Source organism: Arthrobacter sp. RT-1 (genome assembly GCF_003367205.1).
In the GTDB taxonomy this organism is placed as follows: Bacteria; Actinomycetota; Actinomycetes; order Actinomycetales; family Micrococcaceae; genus Arthrobacter.
Genome location: NZ_QRGQ01000005.1, coordinates 87,489 through 104,865, shown reverse-complemented (window position 1 = coordinate 104,865; position 17,377 = coordinate 87,489). Strand labels below are relative to the sequence as shown.

Genomic DNA, 17,377 nt, shown 5'->3' with positions numbered 1-17,377 from the left:
GTGCAGCATGAAAGCGATACGACGCGGGTCAGCGCACTCAGGACAGCAGAAAACCGGCGGAAGGGGCCTTAAGGCGCTGGCAGCATCAGGAGCAGTCGCTTTGGCTGCCTCCATGGGCCTGCCGCCGCTCGCGGCCCATGCCGTGCAGGCCCCCGTGGGCGCAGGGTTCACGGTGACACCTTCGGACTTGTCCTTCATCCTGAAGCAGATCAAGATCGCCGAAGCGCACGTGGCCAACACCACGTCCGAGACCGGGCCCTGCGGCGCCCTGGTGGGACCCGGCCCCAACCAGCTTGCCAGCCCGCTGCTGTCCCACGGGCTGCGCACAGTTGACGGAAGCTGCAACAACCTCCAGCAGGGCCAGGAGACCTTCGGCGCGGCAGACCAGGTGTTCCCGCGGCTGGGATCCAAGTCGTTCGGCGACGCCGAAAGGGGCTCCTTTGGCGGTCCCCCCGTCGCCACGAGCTACACGCAGAAGTCCGGCAGCGTTTTCGACTCGCGGCCGCGAACCATCAGCAACCTGATCGCCGACCAAACGTCAACCAACCCCGCCGCTGTGGCCGCCGCCGGGTTCCCGGCGCGGACCCAGGGCAACGAGGGCGTGGTGCCCTGCGTCGTCGACCCGGACCCGGAGGCGGTTCCTCCCGTTGCTGCCGAGCCGGACGGCTGCGTCCCCTCGCACAACACCCTGTTCATTCCCAACGTAACCACCGACGTCGGACTCTCACCGCCCTACAACTCCCTTTTCACCCTCTTCGGCCAGTTCTTTGACCATGGCATCGACCAGACGGTCAAGGGCGGCGGCACCGTCTATGTTCCGCTCAAGGCCGATGACCCGCTGATCGCGGGGCCGGACCACGTGTTCGGCAACGCGGATGACCTCAATCCGCACATGCGCTTTATGGTCCTGACGCGCGGCATGAACCAGCCGGGCGCGGACGGTGTCCCGGGGACGCAGGACGATGTCCAGGATGCCCTGAACACCAACTCGCCCTGGGTAGACCAGAGCCAGACGTACACGTCCCATGCCTCCCACCAGGTGTTCCTGCGCGAGTACGTCAATAACGCAGCCGGGCAGCCGGTATCGACGGGTGCCTTGCTGGGCGGCCCGGCCGGCACGCCCGAGGCCGGCGGCATGGCCACCTGGGCCACCACCAAGAAGCAGGCCCGGGAGCTGCTCGGCATCCAGTTGCTGGACAAGGACGTCCTCAACGTCCCCATGCTCGCCGCCGATGCCTATGGGAAGTTCATCCCGGGCCCGAAGAACGGGCTCCCGCAGTTTGTCACGAGGTCAGGACTGGTCGAGGCAGACCGCACCGCGAACGGTGGCCTGGGAACCCTGGTGCCGCAGGACGTGCTGTACTTCCACACACCGTTCCTGACGGACATCGCGCACAACGCCGATCCGTCGCTGCAGGACACCGACCACAATCCGGCAACACCGCGTGTCGCGCCGGTGCCGGATGCAGACACCTCCGCGTCTGCAGATTTCATGAGCCAGGCTCCCGGCACGTATGACGACGAAATGCTGAACGCACACTTCATAGCTGGCGACGGCAGGGTCAACGAGAACATCGGGTTGACCGCCATCCACCAGGTCTTCCACTCCGAGCATGACCGCCTGGTGGAAGATATCAAGAGGGTCCTCAGCACCGATGCGTCCACCCGGGGCGCTGCCGCCCTGCCCGAGTGGAAGCTTGCCACCGGGGCAGACGGCTGGAACGGCGAACGGCTTTTCCAGGCCGCGCGGTTCATCGCGGAAATGGAGTACCAGCACCTGGTCTTCGAGGAGTTCGCGCGGAAAATCCAGCCCGCCATCAACCTCTTCGAACCCTTCGCCTTCTCGCAGACGGACATCAATCCCGCGGTCAGCGCCGAGTTCGCCCACGCCGTATACCGGTTCGGCCACTCGATGCTGACGGAGACCATTTCCCGCCGGAACGAGGACGGCCCGGGTGCCGACGGCGTGTGGGGGAATTCCGACGACGTCCGCGGGTCCCAGAACGATATCTCCCTCCTGGAGGGCTTCCTGAATCCGCCCGAATACACCGACGGCGGCCCCGCCGGGCCGCTGACCTCCGAAGAGGCCGCGGGCAGCATCATCATGGGAATGTCGGACCAGGTCGGGAGCGAGCTGGACGAGTTCGTCACGGATACGCTGCGGAACAAGCTGCTGGGACTGCCCATGGACCTGGCCGCGATCAACCTGACCCGTGCCCGGTCCGAAGGTTTGCCCACGCTGAATGCGCTGCGCCGGGAACTGCATGGCGCCACGAACGACAGCCAGCTCAAGCCGTACACCAACTGGATCGACTTCGGCGAAAACATCAAGCACCCGGAGTCGCTGGTCAACTTCGTGGCCGCCTACGGCAAGCACCCGTCGATCGTGCAGGCCACCACCCTTGAGGCCAAGCGCACGGCGGCCCGGCTGATCGTCAGCCCGGACACCCTGGCCGGTGAGGTTGCGCCGGAGGACGCCGTGGCGTTCATGAACAGCATCGACGGCTGGGCCAACAACGGCACCGCCTCAACCACCGGACTCGATGACATCGACCTGTGGATGGGCGGCCTGGCCGAACGGACTAACCTGTTCGGCGGCCTGCTCGGCAGCACGTTCAACTACGTCTTCGAGAGCCAGATGACCGATCTGCAGAACGGTGACCGGCTCTACTACCTGGCGCGCACCCCCGGGATGAACCTGATGGCGCAGCTCGAAGGAAACTCCTTCGCGGAGATCATCATGCGCAACACCAATGCCCAGGCGCTGAAAGCCGACGCATTTGCCACTGCAGACTGCAAGTTCGAGCTGAAGAACCTGGCCGGAACTCCGGAGGGCTTCGCGGCTTCCGGCAACACCGTGGCGGACGATCCGGCGTCGGAGTGCAACGAGGCAGCATTGCTGATCCGCATGCCCGACGGCACCATCAAGTACCGTGCTTCGAACTCGGTGGACCCGGCCGGCATCAACGGCCAGGCCGTGTACAACGGCTCCAGCAATGCCGACCGCATCTACGGCGGTGTGGACAACGACACCATGTGGGGCGGCCTCGGCAACGACGTGATCGAGGGCGGTGACGGCGCCGACACCGTCCTGGGCGGCGACGGAAACGACATCATCACCGACCTCGCCGGGGACGACATCCTGAAGGGCGGGCCGGACAATGACGCGATCGACGGCGGCCCCGGCCTGGACATCCTCATCGGCGGGGACGGCAGGGACTTCATCAACGGCGGTGCGAACTCGAACGAGACGTTCGCCGGTGAAGATGACGACTTCGTGATCGCCGGTGAAGGCCTGGACGCCGTCTTCGGCGGCGGCGGGAATGACTGGGTGGAAGGCGGCGACAGCCCCGACCTCCTGATCGGCGACTCCAGCAACCTGTTCTTCCTGGACGACTCGCAGAAGCCCGGCAATGACATCCTCATGGGCCAGGGCGGCGACGACGACTATGACATGGAGGGCGGCGACGACATCGGCATTGCCGGCCCCGGCGTCGAAAAAGTGGCGGGCGCGTCCGGCTACGACTGGGAAATGGGGCTCTTCGATCCCCAGCCCCAGGACGCCGACCTCGAGCTTCCGATCGAGCCGCTGGACATCCTCCAGGTTGGCGTCCGGGACAGGTACAACGAGGTGGAAGCCCTCTCCGGCGGCCCGCTCAATGACGTGCTCCGGGGGGATGACATCATCCCGAGCACAAGGGGCGGTGGCGGCTTCATCGGCTGCGACGTCCTGGACCAGGCCGGCGTGGACCGCATCGCCGGGCTCAACCAGCTCATCCCGTCCCTTCCGACGCCCCTCGCCGACGTCGTCAACGCATCCGCATCCCAGGAATGCCCCGTGCTGAACGGGCCCCAGGTCTGGGGCGAAGGCAACATCCTTCTCGGCGGCGGCGGCGACGACGTCCTCGAAGGCCGCGGCGGCAACGACATCATCGACGGCGACCGCTACATGAGCATCCGGCTCAGCATCCGCACCAACGCTGCAGATGCGTCCACGGAGATCGGCAGCGCCACCTCAATGACCGCACAGTACCAGCGCAACGCCGACGGCGCCCTCACCGGACCCACGCTGCAGCAGGCGGTATTCGCAGGGACCGTGGATCCAGCCAACATCATCGTGGTGCGGGAAATCCTGAGCTCCGCCGAAGGGACGGACAGCGCGGTCTTCTCGGACCTCGAAGCCAACTACACCATCACCACCACCGGCGGCGACGGCACCATGGGCTCCCCTGGCTCTGTCACCACAGTCACCCACAACGGCGGTGAGGACGGTACAGACACCCTTCACAACATCGAAACCCTGGTCTTCGGCGACGGGCTCGACGACGGTGAAGGGGACGGGGTGGAGGATGAGGATCCCGTAGACGTGGACGACGACGTGGACGAGGTCGAAGACGGCGTCGACGGCGGAACCGACGACGGGACTGAGGACGTGACCGAGGACGAGGTCGACGAAGGGACCGACGGCGGAACCGACGACGGTGCCAACGACGGCGTGGACGTCATTCCGGGCGATGGCGAGGTTGTGGTGATCGTTGACCCGGCGCCGGGTACGGATCCAGCTCCCAACCCCGCGCCCGTGGATCCCGCTCCAGCCAACCCGAACCCCACACCCGTGGATTCGGGACCGGTGGACCAGGCACCCGTCGATCCCGCACCCGTCGATCCCGCACCCGTGGATTCGGGACCAGTGGACCCGGCACCCGTGGATCCCGCGCCGGTCGACCCCGCACCCGCGGACCCGGCACCCGTCGATCCCGCACCGGTCAACCCGGCACCTGCGAATCCCGCACCCGCAGGCTTCCTCGTCCGGACCGTCGATTCCAACGGTAACCAGGTGGGTGCCATCCAGGCTGCTGAGAACGGCGCCTCGAGGATGGTGGTCCGTGGCCTGGAGAACGGTGCAGCATACCGGTTCCAGGTTGCCCCCGCCGGGGAAGGCGAACCCGTCTTTTCCGAGCTGAGTAAGCCCGTCACCCCCGGCGCCACAGCCGAGGAACGCACCAGGGCTAACCAGCGCGGCACCGTGGAGCGGGATGCGGAAGCACCTTTGGCAGCCGCCGGACAGGACCAGCCGCCGGCTACGGGCAGTGCACCTTTCGGGGGCACATTCGGCACGGTGGCACCGATTGCCCTCGCGGCCCTGGCCGGGTACGTTTCCACCGGTCCCGGTGCCGTGGTCGCGGCCATCACCACCGGCGGCCTCCTGGCTGCTGCCGCCTTGTTGGCGTACAAGGTGCTCCGGTATCGGGCCTACGCCAGGAAAGCACTTGCCAACTCGGATGCAGGTCCAAAACCTGAGTAAGTCCGCATAGTCCACGGCATCTTCGCCAATGCCAGGTGTGACCTGCCAGCCAACAGGCTGTGCAGGTCACATCTGGTTAACCCCGCTGCGCAACAGTCCCTGCACTCGGGCCCCGCCGGTGTCAGCGGGCGGGAAGTGGGTCACCGGCCCGCTCCGGCACTTCCACCGGACCGGGTGCATCACTCCGCCTGGCGGCTGCCGCGGCGAAGGCCATCACTGCCAGGCCCAGGAGCGTGATGCCCGCGCCGGCCCAGATCGGCGAAGTGTAGCCAAGCCCCGCGGTGATGGTCACCCCGCCCAGCCACGCGCCCAACGCGTTGCCCACGTTGAATGCACCGATATTGGCGCCGGACGCCAGCGTGGGCGCAGTGCTGGCATACTTCATCACCCGCATCTGCAGTCCGGGAACAGTGGCGAAACCGAAGCCGCCCATCAGGACCAGGGAGGCAACCGTCAGCACCTGGTTACCGGCCGTGAGCGCGAAGGCCACCAGAACTGCACCCAGGACGGCGAGCACCACCAGCAGGGTCCGGTCCACATTCCGGTCGGCGGCCTTGCCGCCCAGGGTGTTGCCGGCAAAGAGGCCAACGCCAAACACAATGAGCAGCCACGGCACGGTGGTGGCAGCAAAACCGGACACTTCGGTCAGTGTGTACGCAATGTAGGTGAAGGCCCCGAACATGCCGCCGAATCCCAGGATGGTCACTGCGATGGATAGCCAGACCTGCCCCGACCGGAAGGCCTGCAGCTCCCGCCGCAGGCCGCCGGCCTGCCCCCTGGTGCCGGCGGTGGCAGGAACAAGTGCCAGAATCCCGGCGAGCGCCACCACGCCAATCACGGTAATGGCCCAAAAGGTGGCACGCCATCCGGCAGCCTGGCCCAGCAGGGTCCCGAACGGAACGCCCAGGACATTGGCTGCGGTCAGGCCGGTGAACATCAGGGCAATGGCGCCTGCCCTCTTCGCCGGCGCCACCATGTCCGCCGCCACAACGGCACCAATGCCGAAGAAAGCGCCGTGGGCAAGGGCTGCGATAACCCTGCCAAGCATCATGGGCCAATAGCCTGACGACGTTGCGGACAGCAGGTTCCCCACGATGAACAGGAGCAACAGGGTGGCCAGCACGGGTTTCCGGTCGAAACGGGTCACCCCTGCCGTCAGCCCCAGGGCGCCCACCACCACGGCCAGTGCGTAGCCCGAGATGAACCACCCCGCCGATGCCTCGCTGACACCGAAGTCGGCGGCCACCTCGGGCAGCAGCCCCATGATGACGAATTCCGTGAGTCCGATTCCGAACCCGCCGAGGGCAAGGGCCAGTAAACCAGTAGGCATGGGAAATGCTCCTTTGAGCTGTACTCGGTACGGGAAGGCGCCTAAGATAGTTGCAGACGCGGTATTTATTGTTGCACATGCAAATATACCGCGCAAGCAACTATTTCCGTATCCGCCGGCGGTCACTTCGGGGCCGCCAGCCAAAAGGAGCAAACACCATGGGCATCAAGGACGACGCCGTAGAGGTCCGCGCGCAGGGATGGCGGACCCTGGCGGCCCTCCACGGACTGATTGAGAACGAACTGGAGCGGTCACTCCAGGCGCACTCGAAGCTGTCCGTTGTGGAGTACACGGTCCTGGACGCACTCAGCCGCCAGGATGGCTGGCACATGCGCATGCAGCAGCTCGCCCGGGCCACCGCCTTGAGCCCCAGCGCCACAACCCGGCTGGTCAACAGGTTGGAGGACAGGGGACTCCTGACGCGGATTCTTTGCGACGACGACCGGCGCGGAATCTACACCGAACTCACCTCGAGCGGCATCAGCCTCCTCGAAAAAGCCCGGCCGGTTCATGACGAAACGCTGGAACGCGCGTTGGCCGGGGCGCTGGACATCCCCGAACTGGCACCCCTCGTGGACGCCCTGCCAAAGCTGCACGTCCGGGCCTGACACGACAACCACGAGTGCCCCTTTGAGACTGGCTCAAAGGGGCACCCGTCCGTCCCGTGCTGTACGGCGGCTGCTGTTAGAGGCTGTGGCCCACTGCGGCTTCAGGCTTCTTTCCCGCCACGTTTTTGAAGTAGTGCTCCAGGTCTTCCAGGCTCTTGTCCTTGGTCTCCGGGACGTACTTCGCGGCGAACGCGATGGCGCCGACGCCCAGGACGGCAAATACGAAGAACGTGCTGGAGAGTCCGATAGCGGCCAGGAGCTGCGGGAAGCCGAAGCCCACCAGGAAGTTCACAATCCACAGCACAAACGCGGAAGCACCCATGCCCAGGCCGCGCATCTTGAGCGGAAAAATCTCAGAGAGCATCAGCCAGGTAACCGGCGAGATGGCCCCCTGCTGGAACGCGAGGAAGGTAACCGTCAGCGACAGGATGACGAAGCCGCGGGCGGCGCCCTCGGGCAGGATCAACGAGAACAGGCCGATCAGCAGCAGGGCCGACGTCGTTCCCACCTGGCCCGTGATCAGCATGCGGCGGCGGCCCACCTTGCCCAGCAGCCAGATGCCCACGAACGTGGCAAGCACCGAGATCACGCCGTTGGCGATGTTGGCCGTCAGCGCCGCTTCCCGGCCAAAACCTGACTGTGCCAGAATCTGCGTGCCGTAGTACATGATGGAGTTCACGCCGGTAATTTGCTGGATAACGGCCAGCCCCAGGCCCACGAAGAAGATTCGGCGGAGCCACGGGATGCCGAGGTCCTTCCACGAACCCATCTTGGACTTGTAGTCCTCAACGGCCATCGCCTTGACCTCTTCGAACTCCGTCCGGGCCTCGGCCTGTGAGCGGATGCGCTGCAGCACGCTGAGGGTCTCACCGAAGCTGCCCATCGACGCCAGCCAGCGCGGGCTCTCCGGCATGAAGTTCATACCGATCCACAGTGCGATGGCGGGAAGCGTGGCGATCACCAGCATCCAGCGCCAGATGCCGCCGGATTCCCCGAAGGTGTTGCCAAGGTAGGCGTTGAAGATGAAGGCCAGCAACTGCCCGGTCACGATCATCAGTTCGTTCTGGGTGACGATCCGGCCGCGCCGGGCACTTGGCGATACTTCGGCGAGGTAGACGGGCACGGTGACGGACGCGCCGCCGACGGCGAGGCCCAGCACGAACCGGGCGGCGATCATCACCTCGGTGTTGGGGGCGAATGTGCAGGCCAGCGTTCCCACCAGGAAAATAATCGCAAGGACCATGATCATCTTGCGTCGTCCGTTGCGGTCCGCGAGGCGGCCGCCGAACAGGGCACCGAACGCTGCGCCGAACAGCAGCGAGGACGTCACCAGCCCTTCGGTCAGGGGAGTCAGCCCCAGGTCCTCCTGCATGTACGGCAGGGCGCCGTTGATCACGCCGGTGTCGTAGCCGAAGAGCAGGCCACCGAACGTGGAGATGATGGTGACGGTCCGGAGCGCCTTCTTGTGGTTGGGGGGCTTCGTTCCGGTTGCCGCAGGCACAGGGCCACTCATTGGCTGACCTTTTGGATGTACTGCTTCATGGCGTCCAGCTGGTAGCGGGAGACGTCCTCGGCGTTCTCGTCCTCGGCGAAGACACTGGACACCATCACGGTGTCGTCCCTGTCAAGGAAGCCGATTTCCTTGAGGCCGCCGAAGAACTCGTCCCAGTTCACGTCGCCGTCGCCGATTTTCAGGTGCTGGTGGACGCGCACGGGGTTGCCCGGCGGGTTGGTGATGTAGCGCAGTCCGTGCGAGGCGTGGTGGTTCATGGTGTCGGCCACGTGCACCAGGCGCAGCTTGTCCCCTGCCGCCCGCATGATGTCCAGTGGCTGGTTCTTCATGTGGAAGCTGTGCGATGCCACGTACACCATGCCCACGTTCTTCGAGTTCAGGCCGCGGATCACGCGGATAGCGGCGAGGCCTTCTTCAACGAAGTCGTCCGGGTGTGGATCGATCAGCAGGTCGATGCCCTCCCGCTCGATGATGGGCAGCAGTTCCTCCATGGAGCGGTAGAAGGCCCGCTCGGACTCCTCCGCCTTCTCCGGGCGTCCGCTGAACTCAGTGTTCATGGTGCTGGCGCCGAGGTCCACGGTGATCTGGATGGCACGCTTCCAATAGCGGACCGCCGCCTCCCGGGCATCCTCATCCGGGCCGGACCAGCGCAGCACAGGCAGGACGGATGCGATTTCGATTCCCGCATCCCTGCAGGCCTTGTTCAGCTGGCCCACCAGTTCATCATCCGCTTTGGGGTGGTTGTAGAAGGGGATGAAGTCCGCGTGCGGGGTCATCTGCATGTACTTGTAACCGAGGTCCGCAACCACCTTCGGGAACTCGAGCAGGCTGTGCGAGTGGTGGAACGGGGTGGGGTCAAGCGCGATTTTCACGTAAAACACTCCATTGTGGATCAGTTATGGGAGGAGCCGGGAAGGGGACGGACGTGTCCGTCCCCTTCTCCTGCATCTACTTGTACAGGTCGGGCTTGGCGGCCAGCTTCACAGCCACCTTTTCGCCGTTCTTCTGCGCCTCAACGCCGGCTTCACAGCAAGCCGCGGTGGCGTAGCCGTCCCAGGCGGTGGGACCGCCGATTTCGCCGCGAAGTGCGGCATCCACCCATGACTGGATTTCGACGTCGTACGCCGCACCAAAACGTTCTTCGAAGCCGGGGGTGACGTTGCCGCCCCAGCGGCCGGCGCTGCGGGTGTAGGGGCCCTTGTCGCCGCCGATGCTGACGACGCCCTCTTCGAAGGAAGCCTGGGTGGCCACTTCGTAGCCGAACTTGGCATTGACGTAGATCTCGACGTCGGCCAGGACGCCGGACTCTGTCTCAAGCAGGACGTGCTGGGGATCGTGCTGTCCGGAGGGCGCGTTCTTGGTGGCCTTGCCCAGGCGGACCTGGATGCTGGTGATCTCCTCGCCGGTGAAGAAACGGATCGCGTCGAACTCGTGGACAACGGAGTCGTTGATCAGCATCTCGTTCGTGAAGCCCTCCGGCGTGGTGGGGTTGCGGTGCTGGTGGTGCAGCATGAGCAGCTCGCCCAGTTCATGGTCGCGGATGATCTTGCCCAGCGAGGCGTACTCTGCGTCGAAGCGGCGCATGAAGCCCACCTGGATGCGCTTGTGGCCCAGTTCAACCTCGGCCTGGACAATCTTCCAGGAGGACTCGGCATCCGGCGTGAGGGGCTTTTCGCAGAGGATCGGGATGTCCTTCGCGATCGCCTTGAGCAGGATGTCCTCGTGCAGGAAACCGGGCGTGGCGATGAGCACGGCGTTGACGTCGCCGTTGTTGAGGGCTTCCTCAGCGTCGGCCAGGGCGACGGCGCCCGGGATGCCTTCGATGGCCGCCTCTGCACGGGCCAGGTCAACGTCCACGACGGCGGCAACTTCGGCTCCGTGGATGCGTGTGTGGAGCCGCTGGATGTGGTCGGCGCCCATGCGTCCGGCGCCGATGACGGCTACGCGGAGGGTTTCAGTCATTGTTCTGTCCTTTTGAGTGTCTGTGGCGGGGGTTAGCTGACGGCGGTACGGGAGCCGCAGGACAGCAGGTAGTTGCGCGTGCGCTTGGCAATGGGCATGGGCACGTCGAAGGCGACGGGGTACATGTCCTGCTCCACGATGCCGAAGATGGGGCGGTCCAGCGCTTCGACGGCTTCGATGACGGCGCGGAGGTCCGGCAGTCCGTTCGGCGGTTCGGTCATGACCCCGGCCAGGTTGGCGGCCGCCCAGGTCATGTTTTCCTCGTTGACTTTCTTGAGGATCTCCGGATTGATCTGCTTCAGGTGCAGGTAGCCGATTCGGTCCGGGTAGTTCTTGATGAGTTCGAGGCTTGAGGCGCCGCAGTATTCAGCATGTCCGGTGTCCAGGCACAGGTTCAGGTACTGCGGGTCCGTTGCGCCCAGCAGCGTTTCGATGTCCTCCTGCACGCCGACGTGGGAGTCCGCGTGCGAGTGGAACTGCTGCTTCAGGCCGAAGTCCTCCAGCAGGGTCTTGCCCAGGCGGTTGTGCCCGGCGAACAGGTCACCCCAGGCCTTGTCGCTGAGCGTGCCGCTTTCCACGGCTTCGCCGGTAACGTCATCGCGCCACATGGCCGGGATCACCACGATGTGCTCGCCGCCCATGGCTGCCGTCAGTTCAGCCACCTTGCGGGCCGGCTCCCAGGCGGTTTCCCACTGGTCCAGGCCACGGTGGAACGCGGTAAACACGGTGCCGGCGGTGACTTTGAGGTCGCGCTGCTTCAGTTCCTCTGCGAGGCGGGTGGGGTCGGTGGGCAGGTAGCCGTACGGGCCCAGCTCGATCCACTTGTAGCCGGACTCAGCCACTTCGTCGAGGAAGCGCTCCCATGGCGTCTGCTTGGGGTCGTCCGGGAACCACACACCCCAGGAGTCCGGAGCGGTGCCGATGATCAGTTTGTTCTCAGTCATTTTCACTCCTTTTGGTTTCGACAGGCTCAACCACCGGTGGTTGAGCCTGTCGAAACCAAGGCGGTTATTAGTTCGACGGGAAGTTGTAGGAGGCGCCGGAGGCGTGGTGGGTTTCAGGCCAGCGGGAGGTGATGACCTTGCCGCGGGTGTAGAAGGAGACGCCTTCGGGGCCGTAGATGTGCTTGTCACCGAAAAGCGAGGCTTTCCAGCCGCCGAAGGAGTGGTACGCCACGGGGACGGGCAGGGGCACGTTGATGCCGATCATGCCGACGGTGACGGAGCGCTGGAACTTCCGGGCTGCTGCGCCGGAGGAGGTGAAGATGGCGGTGCCGTTGCCGTAGGGGTTGGCGTTGATCAGCTTGATGCCGTCCTCGAGGGTGTCGACCCGGACCACCACGAGCACGGGGCCGAAGATTTCCTCGGTGTAGGCGGTCATTCCGGTCTTGACGTGGTCGATGACGGTGGGTCCTACCCAGAAGCCGTCTTCGTGGCCGGGGACCACCAGGTCGCGGCCGTCCACCACCATGGCGGCGCCGGCCTGTTCTGCTTCGGTGACGATCCTGACGATGCGTTCCTTGGAGGCGGGGGTGATGACCGGGCCCATTTCGGCGTCGGGCGCGGTGCCGTTGTTGACCTTGACGGCCAGGGCGCGTTCTTCGACCTTCTTGACGATGAGGTCCGCGGCGTCCCCGACCGCCACGGCGACGGAGATGGCCATGCAGCGTTCGCCGGCGGAGCCGAACGCGGCGGCGGCCAGGTGGTCGGCGGCGTTGTCCAGGTCGGCGTCGGGCATGACGATGGCGTGGTTCTTGGCCCCGCCGAGGGCCTGGACGCGCTTGCCGTGCTTGGTGGCGGTCTCGTGGACGTACTGCGCGATGGGAGTGGAACCGACGAAGGAGATGCCGTCCACGTCCGGGTGGGTCAGGAGTCCGTCCACGGTTTCCTTGTCACCGTGCAGGACCTGGAACACGCCGTCGGGCAGGCCCGCCTGCTTCCACAGCTTTGCCAGCAGCATGGACGCGGAGGGGTCGCGTTCGGAGGGCTTGAGGATGAAGGCGTTGCCGGTCGCGATGGCCATCGGGGCCATCCACAGCGGCACCATGACGGGGAAGTTGAACGGCGTGATGCCGGCAACAACGCCGAGGGGTTCACGGAAGTTGAACACGTCGATCCCGGTGGAAACCTGGTCGGAGTAGTCGCCCTTGAGCAGCGTCGGGATACCGCAGGCGTATTCGATGACTTCCAGGCCGCGGCCGATTTCACCCTTGGCGTCGGAAAGGACCTTGCCGTGCTCGGCGGTGATGAGGGCGGCCAGTTCGTCGACGTGGCCGGCGACCAGTTCGCGGAATTTGAAGAGCACGGCGGTGCGCTTGGCCAGGGAGATGTCGCCCCAGGTATCGGCGGCCTTGCGGGCGGCGGCAACGGTGGCGTCCAGGTCTGCGCGATTGGCCAGCCGCAGCTCCGCGGTGACCTGCCCGGTGGCAGGGTTGTAGACGGACGTGGTGCGGTCACCCTCGCCGGCAGTTTCGGCGCCGTTGATGAAGTGGTGAATCGTAGTGGTCTCAGTGGTGGTGGCAGTCATGGGGACTCTTCCTTGAGTAAGGGGTGTGGGTTAGCCGAGCAGTTTGCGCTGGCGGTTCTTGTGGCCGGTGTAGGTCTGGAATGCCTGTTTCGTGGAGTCCAGTTCGGAGACCTGGGAGACCGGGACGTCCCACCATGACTCGGAGCTGGGCGCGTCCAGCAGGGGATCGGATTCGACGTGGATCAGGATTGGACCGCCGCGTTCCGGCGCGGCCTTGGCGTCGCGGATGGCCTGTTCGAGTTCGGCGATAACCTTCTCCCCCGGCTCGATCCGGATGACCTTCACACCCAGGGACTCGGCGTTCAGGGCCAGGTCCACCGGCAGGGTTTCGCCCTCGTCGAAGCTGTGCTGTTCCTCGTTCAGCGTCCGGTACTGGGTACCGAACCGCTGGGAACCGAGCATCTCCGAGAGCGAGCCGATGGAGGCGTAGCCATGGTTCTGGATCAGGACCACGATCAGCTTGATGCGTTCGGCGACGGCGGTGACCAGTTCGGTGTGCATCATCAGGTAGGAGCCGTCCCCTACCATCACGACGACGTCCCGCACCTCGGCGGTTTCCGTCCCGCCGGCGCCGCCTGCCGCCGTCGTCCTGGCCGCCTCGGCGAGGGCCGCGCGCTTCACGCCGAGGCCGCCGGGGATTTCGTAGCCCATGCAGGAGTACGCATACTCCACGTGGTAGCCGAACGGGTCCCGGACCCGCCACATCTTGTGCAGGTCCCCGGGCAGGGACCCGGCCGCGCAGATCACCACGTCGCGGGCGTCCATGGCCCGGGAGGTGGCGCCGATGATTTCATTTTGCGCCGGCAGCGGGGTGTGGCGGGTGTCGAAGGCCTCGTCCACGGTGGCATCCCAGCGCTTCTTCTCAGAAGCCACCGTCTGTTCCAGGTCGGCGCCCACGCGGTAGCCGCCGAGGGCTGCGTTGAGCTTGACCAGTGCCTTGCGGGCGTCGGCGACGATGGGGAGCGTGGTCCCGTGCTTGTAGGCGTCGATCGGTGCGATGTTGATGTTGATGAAACGCACGTCAGGGTTCTGGAACGCCGTGCGGGACGCGGTGGTGAAGTCCTCGTAGCGCGTGCCGATCCCGATGATCAGGTCCGCCCCGGCAGCGATGGCGTTCGCCGCCGTCGTCCCCGTGGAGCCAATCGCGCCAAGGGAGAACGGGTGGTCCCACGGCAGGACGCCGACGCCGGCCTGGGTGTTGCCCACCGGGATACCGGTCAGCTCGACAAACTTCGCAAGCTCCTCGTTGGCGTAGGCGTACAGGACGCCGCCGCCGGCGATGATCAGCGGCCGTTTCGCGGCCCGGATGGCCTCGGCGGCGCGGGCGATGTCGTCGTCGTCCGCGTCCGGGCGGCGGATCCGCCATTCCCGTTCTGCCAGAAACTCCTCCGGGACATCGAAGGCCTCGGCCTGGACGTCCTGCGGCAGCGAGATGGTTACGGCGCCGGTCTCGGCGGGGTCGGTCAGGACGCGCAGGCCGTGGTGGAACGCGGAGAACAGCTGCTCGGGCCGGTTCACCCGGTCGAAGAACTTGGAGAGCGGCCGGAACGCGTCATTCACCGTCAGGTCGTACGCGTAGGGCTGCTCCAGTTGCTGCAGGACCGGGTCCGCGGCGCGGGTAGCGAACGTGTCGGACGGCAGCAGCAGGACCGGGAGGCGGTTGGTGGTGGCCAGCGCGGCGCCGGTGAGCAGATTCGAAGAGCCCGGGCCGATGGAGGTGCTGACCGCGAAGGTCTGGCGGCGGCGGGTGTGCCGGGCGTAGCCCACAGCCTGGTGGACCTGGGCCTGTTCGTTCCGGCCCTGGTAGTACGGCATGATGGCCGGGTCCAGCTGCTGGTACTGCTTCAGGGCCTGGCCCACCCCGGCAACGTTGCCGTGCCCGAAAATGCCGAACGTTCCCGGGATCAGCCGCTCACGGTAGGCAACCCCGTTGATGGAATCGACCGTGTACTGCTTCGAAAGGTACTCGACGACCGCCTGCGCCACCGTCATCCTGCGTGTTCCTGTTGTTGTTCCCATGGGAAGCTACTCCGATACTTCTGCGGTGTGGTGAAGAAGGGAAGCGGCCGTGGCGACAGCGCCGGCCACATCCCCGTCCTGGGGGTAGAGCAGGGTGCGGCCCACGGTCAGGCCCTGCACCCCCGGCAAGGCCAGGGCCGCCTGCCAGCTGGCAAAGACCTCGTCCTGGGTACCGGCCGGATCCCCGCCCAGCAACACGGTGGGCATGGTGGTGGCGGCCATGACGCGTTCCATCCCGGCAACCACGGGCAGCTTCATCCAGGTGTAGGCGCTGGTGGACCCCAGGCCCTCGGCAATCGCGATGGACTTGATCACGGCGTTGGTGGACAGGTCATTGCGGACCCGCCCGTTTTCGCGGACGGAGAGGAATGGCTCCACCATCGCGATCAGCTTGCGCTCCGCCAGGGAATCGATGGCCTTGGCGGTGGCCTCCAGTGTCACCACCGTGTCCGGGTCGCCCAGGCAGATCCGGGTGAGCATCTTGCCGCCGTCAGCGCCCAAAGCTTCGAGCGCGGCAGCGGTGTGGCCGGTGAACCGGTCATCGAATTCGTTGACCAGTCCGGACAGCCCGCCCCGGTTCATGGAACCAAAGACCAGCTTGCCGTCCAGTGCGCCCAGCAGCAGCAGGTCATCCATGATGTCCGGAGACGCCAGGATTCCGTCCACGGCGGGGTTGGCCAGCGCGATCTGCAGCCGGTCCAGCAGCTGGCGGCGGTCCGCCATGGCCACCGGGTCCGCGCCGACCGCGAGGGCCCCGCGGGCCGGGTGGTCCGCTGCCACGATGAAGTTCTGCCGGCCGGACTTCACGCCGGGATGGCGGCGGCGGGACGCGGCGGCACGGGCCACCGCTTCCGGGTCCTCCAGCCGGATGACGCTCAGGTGTTCATAGCGACGGGGATCGTCGTTGACAGCCTGGTTGGCGGCGATAGGGGTGAGGGTCACAGTGCTGCTCCTTCGGTGGCAAGCTGGGCAGCGGCATCAGGAACAGGGGCGCCGGGAACAGTACCCGGAACCGGTCGGCCGCGTTCGGCCAGCAGTGAGGTGACCTCATCCGGCGTCGGCATGGCATCCGCGCAGGACACGCGGGAGGCGACAATCGCGCCGGCGGCGTTGGCGTAGTCCAGGACCTGGGCCAGCGGCCAGCCGGACAGCAGACCATGGCAGAAGGCGCCGCCGAAGGAGTCACCTGCGCCCAGGCCGTTCACGGTTTCCACCGGGACCGGGGCGGACACCACGCGCTCGGTGCGGGTCTTGGCCATCACGCCGTCAGGGCCGAGCTTGACGACGGCGATCTCGACGCCGGCGGCGAGCAGCCGGTCGGCCTGCTCATCGGGCGTGCCCTCACCGACGGCGACGGCGCATTCCTTGTCGTTGCCGATGGCGACCGTCACGTGCGGCAGGATCCTGGCCACCTCCGCGCGGGCCTCGTCCTCCGACGCCCAGAACATCGGCCGGTAATCCAGGTCCAGGATGGTGAACTGCCCCTCGGCCAGGCGGGTCCGCGGACGTGCCTCATGCGCTGCAATGTGCGCACTGCGGCTGGGCTCCTGGCACAGGCCGGTCACGGTGGACCAGAAGATCCCCGCCCCGCGGATGGCGTCCAGGTCCAGCTCGGAAGCCTGGATCTGCAGGTCCGGCGCGGTGGGAAACCGGCCATAGAAGTAGAGCGGGAACTCGTCCGTCGCCGGCTTGATGGCACAGAAGGTGACCGCCGTGGGGTACTCCTTCACGGGAGCGACGAAGGAATCGTCGACGTTGAACTTGTGCAGTTCCCGGTGCAGGTACTTGCCGAAGGCGTCGTCCCCGGTACGGGTGATCACGCCTGCGCGGCGGCCGTGCCGGGCAGCCGCAACGGCGACGTTGGACGGCGAACCGCCGAGGTATTTCCCGAAGGACGTGACGTCCTCCAGGTCCACCCCAATATCGTTCGGGTAGATATCAACGCTGATGCGCCCGATCGTAAGAAGCTCGTGGGTCACGGTGATCGCGGACCTTTCTGGTGTGGAACTCTGGACCTCTGAAGTGCAGGAGCTCCGGGACTGGCAGGCCGTGGTGAAGGCCACAGGGACTACTTTGCCGCACATTTCATGTCCTGTCAAAAGTTTGTACTGACA

11 protein-coding genes are annotated in these 17,377 nt (G+C 66.0%); 2 read left to right on the top strand and 9 right to left on the bottom strand.

The window, feature by feature from the left end; genetic code table 11:
- Positions 1-7 precede the first annotated feature (7 nt).
- Positions 8-5,305 (top strand): peroxidase family protein, encoded by a 5,298-nt coding sequence (locus DXK94_RS05940; RefSeq protein WP_115524235.1) that lies wholly within the window; start codon positions 8-10, stop codon positions 5,303-5,305.
- 121 nt (positions 5,306-5,426) lie between these two features.
- On the opposite strand, the gene DXK94_RS05935 is transcribed toward DXK94_RS05940, so the two are convergent.
- Positions 5,427-6,635 (bottom strand): MFS transporter, encoded by a 1,209-nt coding sequence (locus DXK94_RS05935; RefSeq protein ID WP_115524234.1) that lies wholly within the window; start codon positions 6,633-6,635, stop codon positions 5,427-5,429.
- Between the two features lie 158 nt (positions 6,636-6,793).
- On the opposite strand from DXK94_RS05935, the gene DXK94_RS05930 reads away from it, so the two are divergent.
- On the top strand, positions 6,794-7,243 hold the full coding sequence (locus DXK94_RS05930; RefSeq protein ID WP_079597804.1) for a MarR family winged helix-turn-helix transcriptional regulator: 450 nt from the start codon (positions 6,794-6,796) through the stop codon (positions 7,241-7,243).
- A 76-nt stretch (positions 7,244-7,319) separates the two neighbouring features.
- Here DXK94_RS05930 and DXK94_RS05925 read toward each other — a convergent pair whose 3' ends face one another.
- The 8 genes from DXK94_RS05925 to iolC all read right to left on the bottom strand — a co-directional run bounded on the left by DXK94_RS05925 (position 7,320) and on the right by iolC (position 17,242).
- Entirely contained in the window at positions 7,320-8,756 is a 1,437-nt protein-coding gene (locus DXK94_RS05925) for a sugar porter family MFS transporter (protein ID WP_115524233.1), read from the bottom strand.
- Positions 8,753-9,628: a sugar phosphate isomerase/epimerase gene (locus DXK94_RS05920; RefSeq protein WP_115524232.1), complete on the bottom strand. Its 876-nt coding sequence runs from the start codon at positions 9,626-9,628 to the stop codon at positions 8,753-8,755. The genes DXK94_RS05925 and DXK94_RS05920 overlap by 4 nt, the downstream gene beginning before the upstream one ends.
- A 76-nt stretch (positions 9,629-9,704) precedes the next feature.
- A complete protein-coding gene (locus DXK94_RS05915) occupies positions 9,705-10,718 on the bottom strand; it encodes a Gfo/Idh/MocA family protein (RefSeq protein ID WP_115524231.1) in 1,014 nt (337 codons plus the stop codon).
- 32 nt (positions 10,719-10,750) lie between these two features.
- Positions 10,751-11,662, bottom strand: a complete 912-nt coding sequence (locus DXK94_RS05910) for a sugar phosphate isomerase/epimerase (RefSeq protein WP_079597808.1) — start codon at positions 11,660-11,662, stop codon at positions 10,751-10,753.
- 67 nt (positions 11,663-11,729) lie between these two features.
- A complete protein-coding gene (locus DXK94_RS05905; protein WP_115524230.1) occupies positions 11,730-13,244 on the bottom strand; it encodes a CoA-acylating methylmalonate-semialdehyde dehydrogenase in 1,515 nt (504 codons plus the stop codon).
- Positions 13,245-13,274: 30 nt separating this feature from the next.
- Entirely contained in the window at positions 13,275-15,236 is a 1,962-nt protein-coding gene (iolD, locus tag DXK94_RS05900; protein WP_115524229.1) for a 3D-(3,5/4)-trihydroxycyclohexane-1,2-dione acylhydrolase (decyclizing), read from the bottom strand.
- 33 nt (positions 15,237-15,269) lie between these two features.
- Positions 15,270-16,205 carry a deoxyribose-phosphate aldolase gene (locus tag DXK94_RS05895; RefSeq protein ID WP_115524228.1) on the bottom strand — a complete coding sequence of 312 codons (936 nt, stop codon included), beginning with the start codon at positions 16,203-16,205 and terminating at the stop codon, positions 15,270-15,272.
- Positions 16,202-17,242 (bottom strand): 5-dehydro-2-deoxygluconokinase, encoded by a 1,041-nt coding sequence (iolC, locus tag DXK94_RS05890; protein WP_115524297.1) that lies wholly within the window; start codon positions 17,240-17,242, stop codon positions 16,202-16,204. Before iolC ends, DXK94_RS05895 begins: the two co-directional genes overlap by 4 nt.
- Positions 17,243-17,377 lie beyond the last annotated feature (135 nt).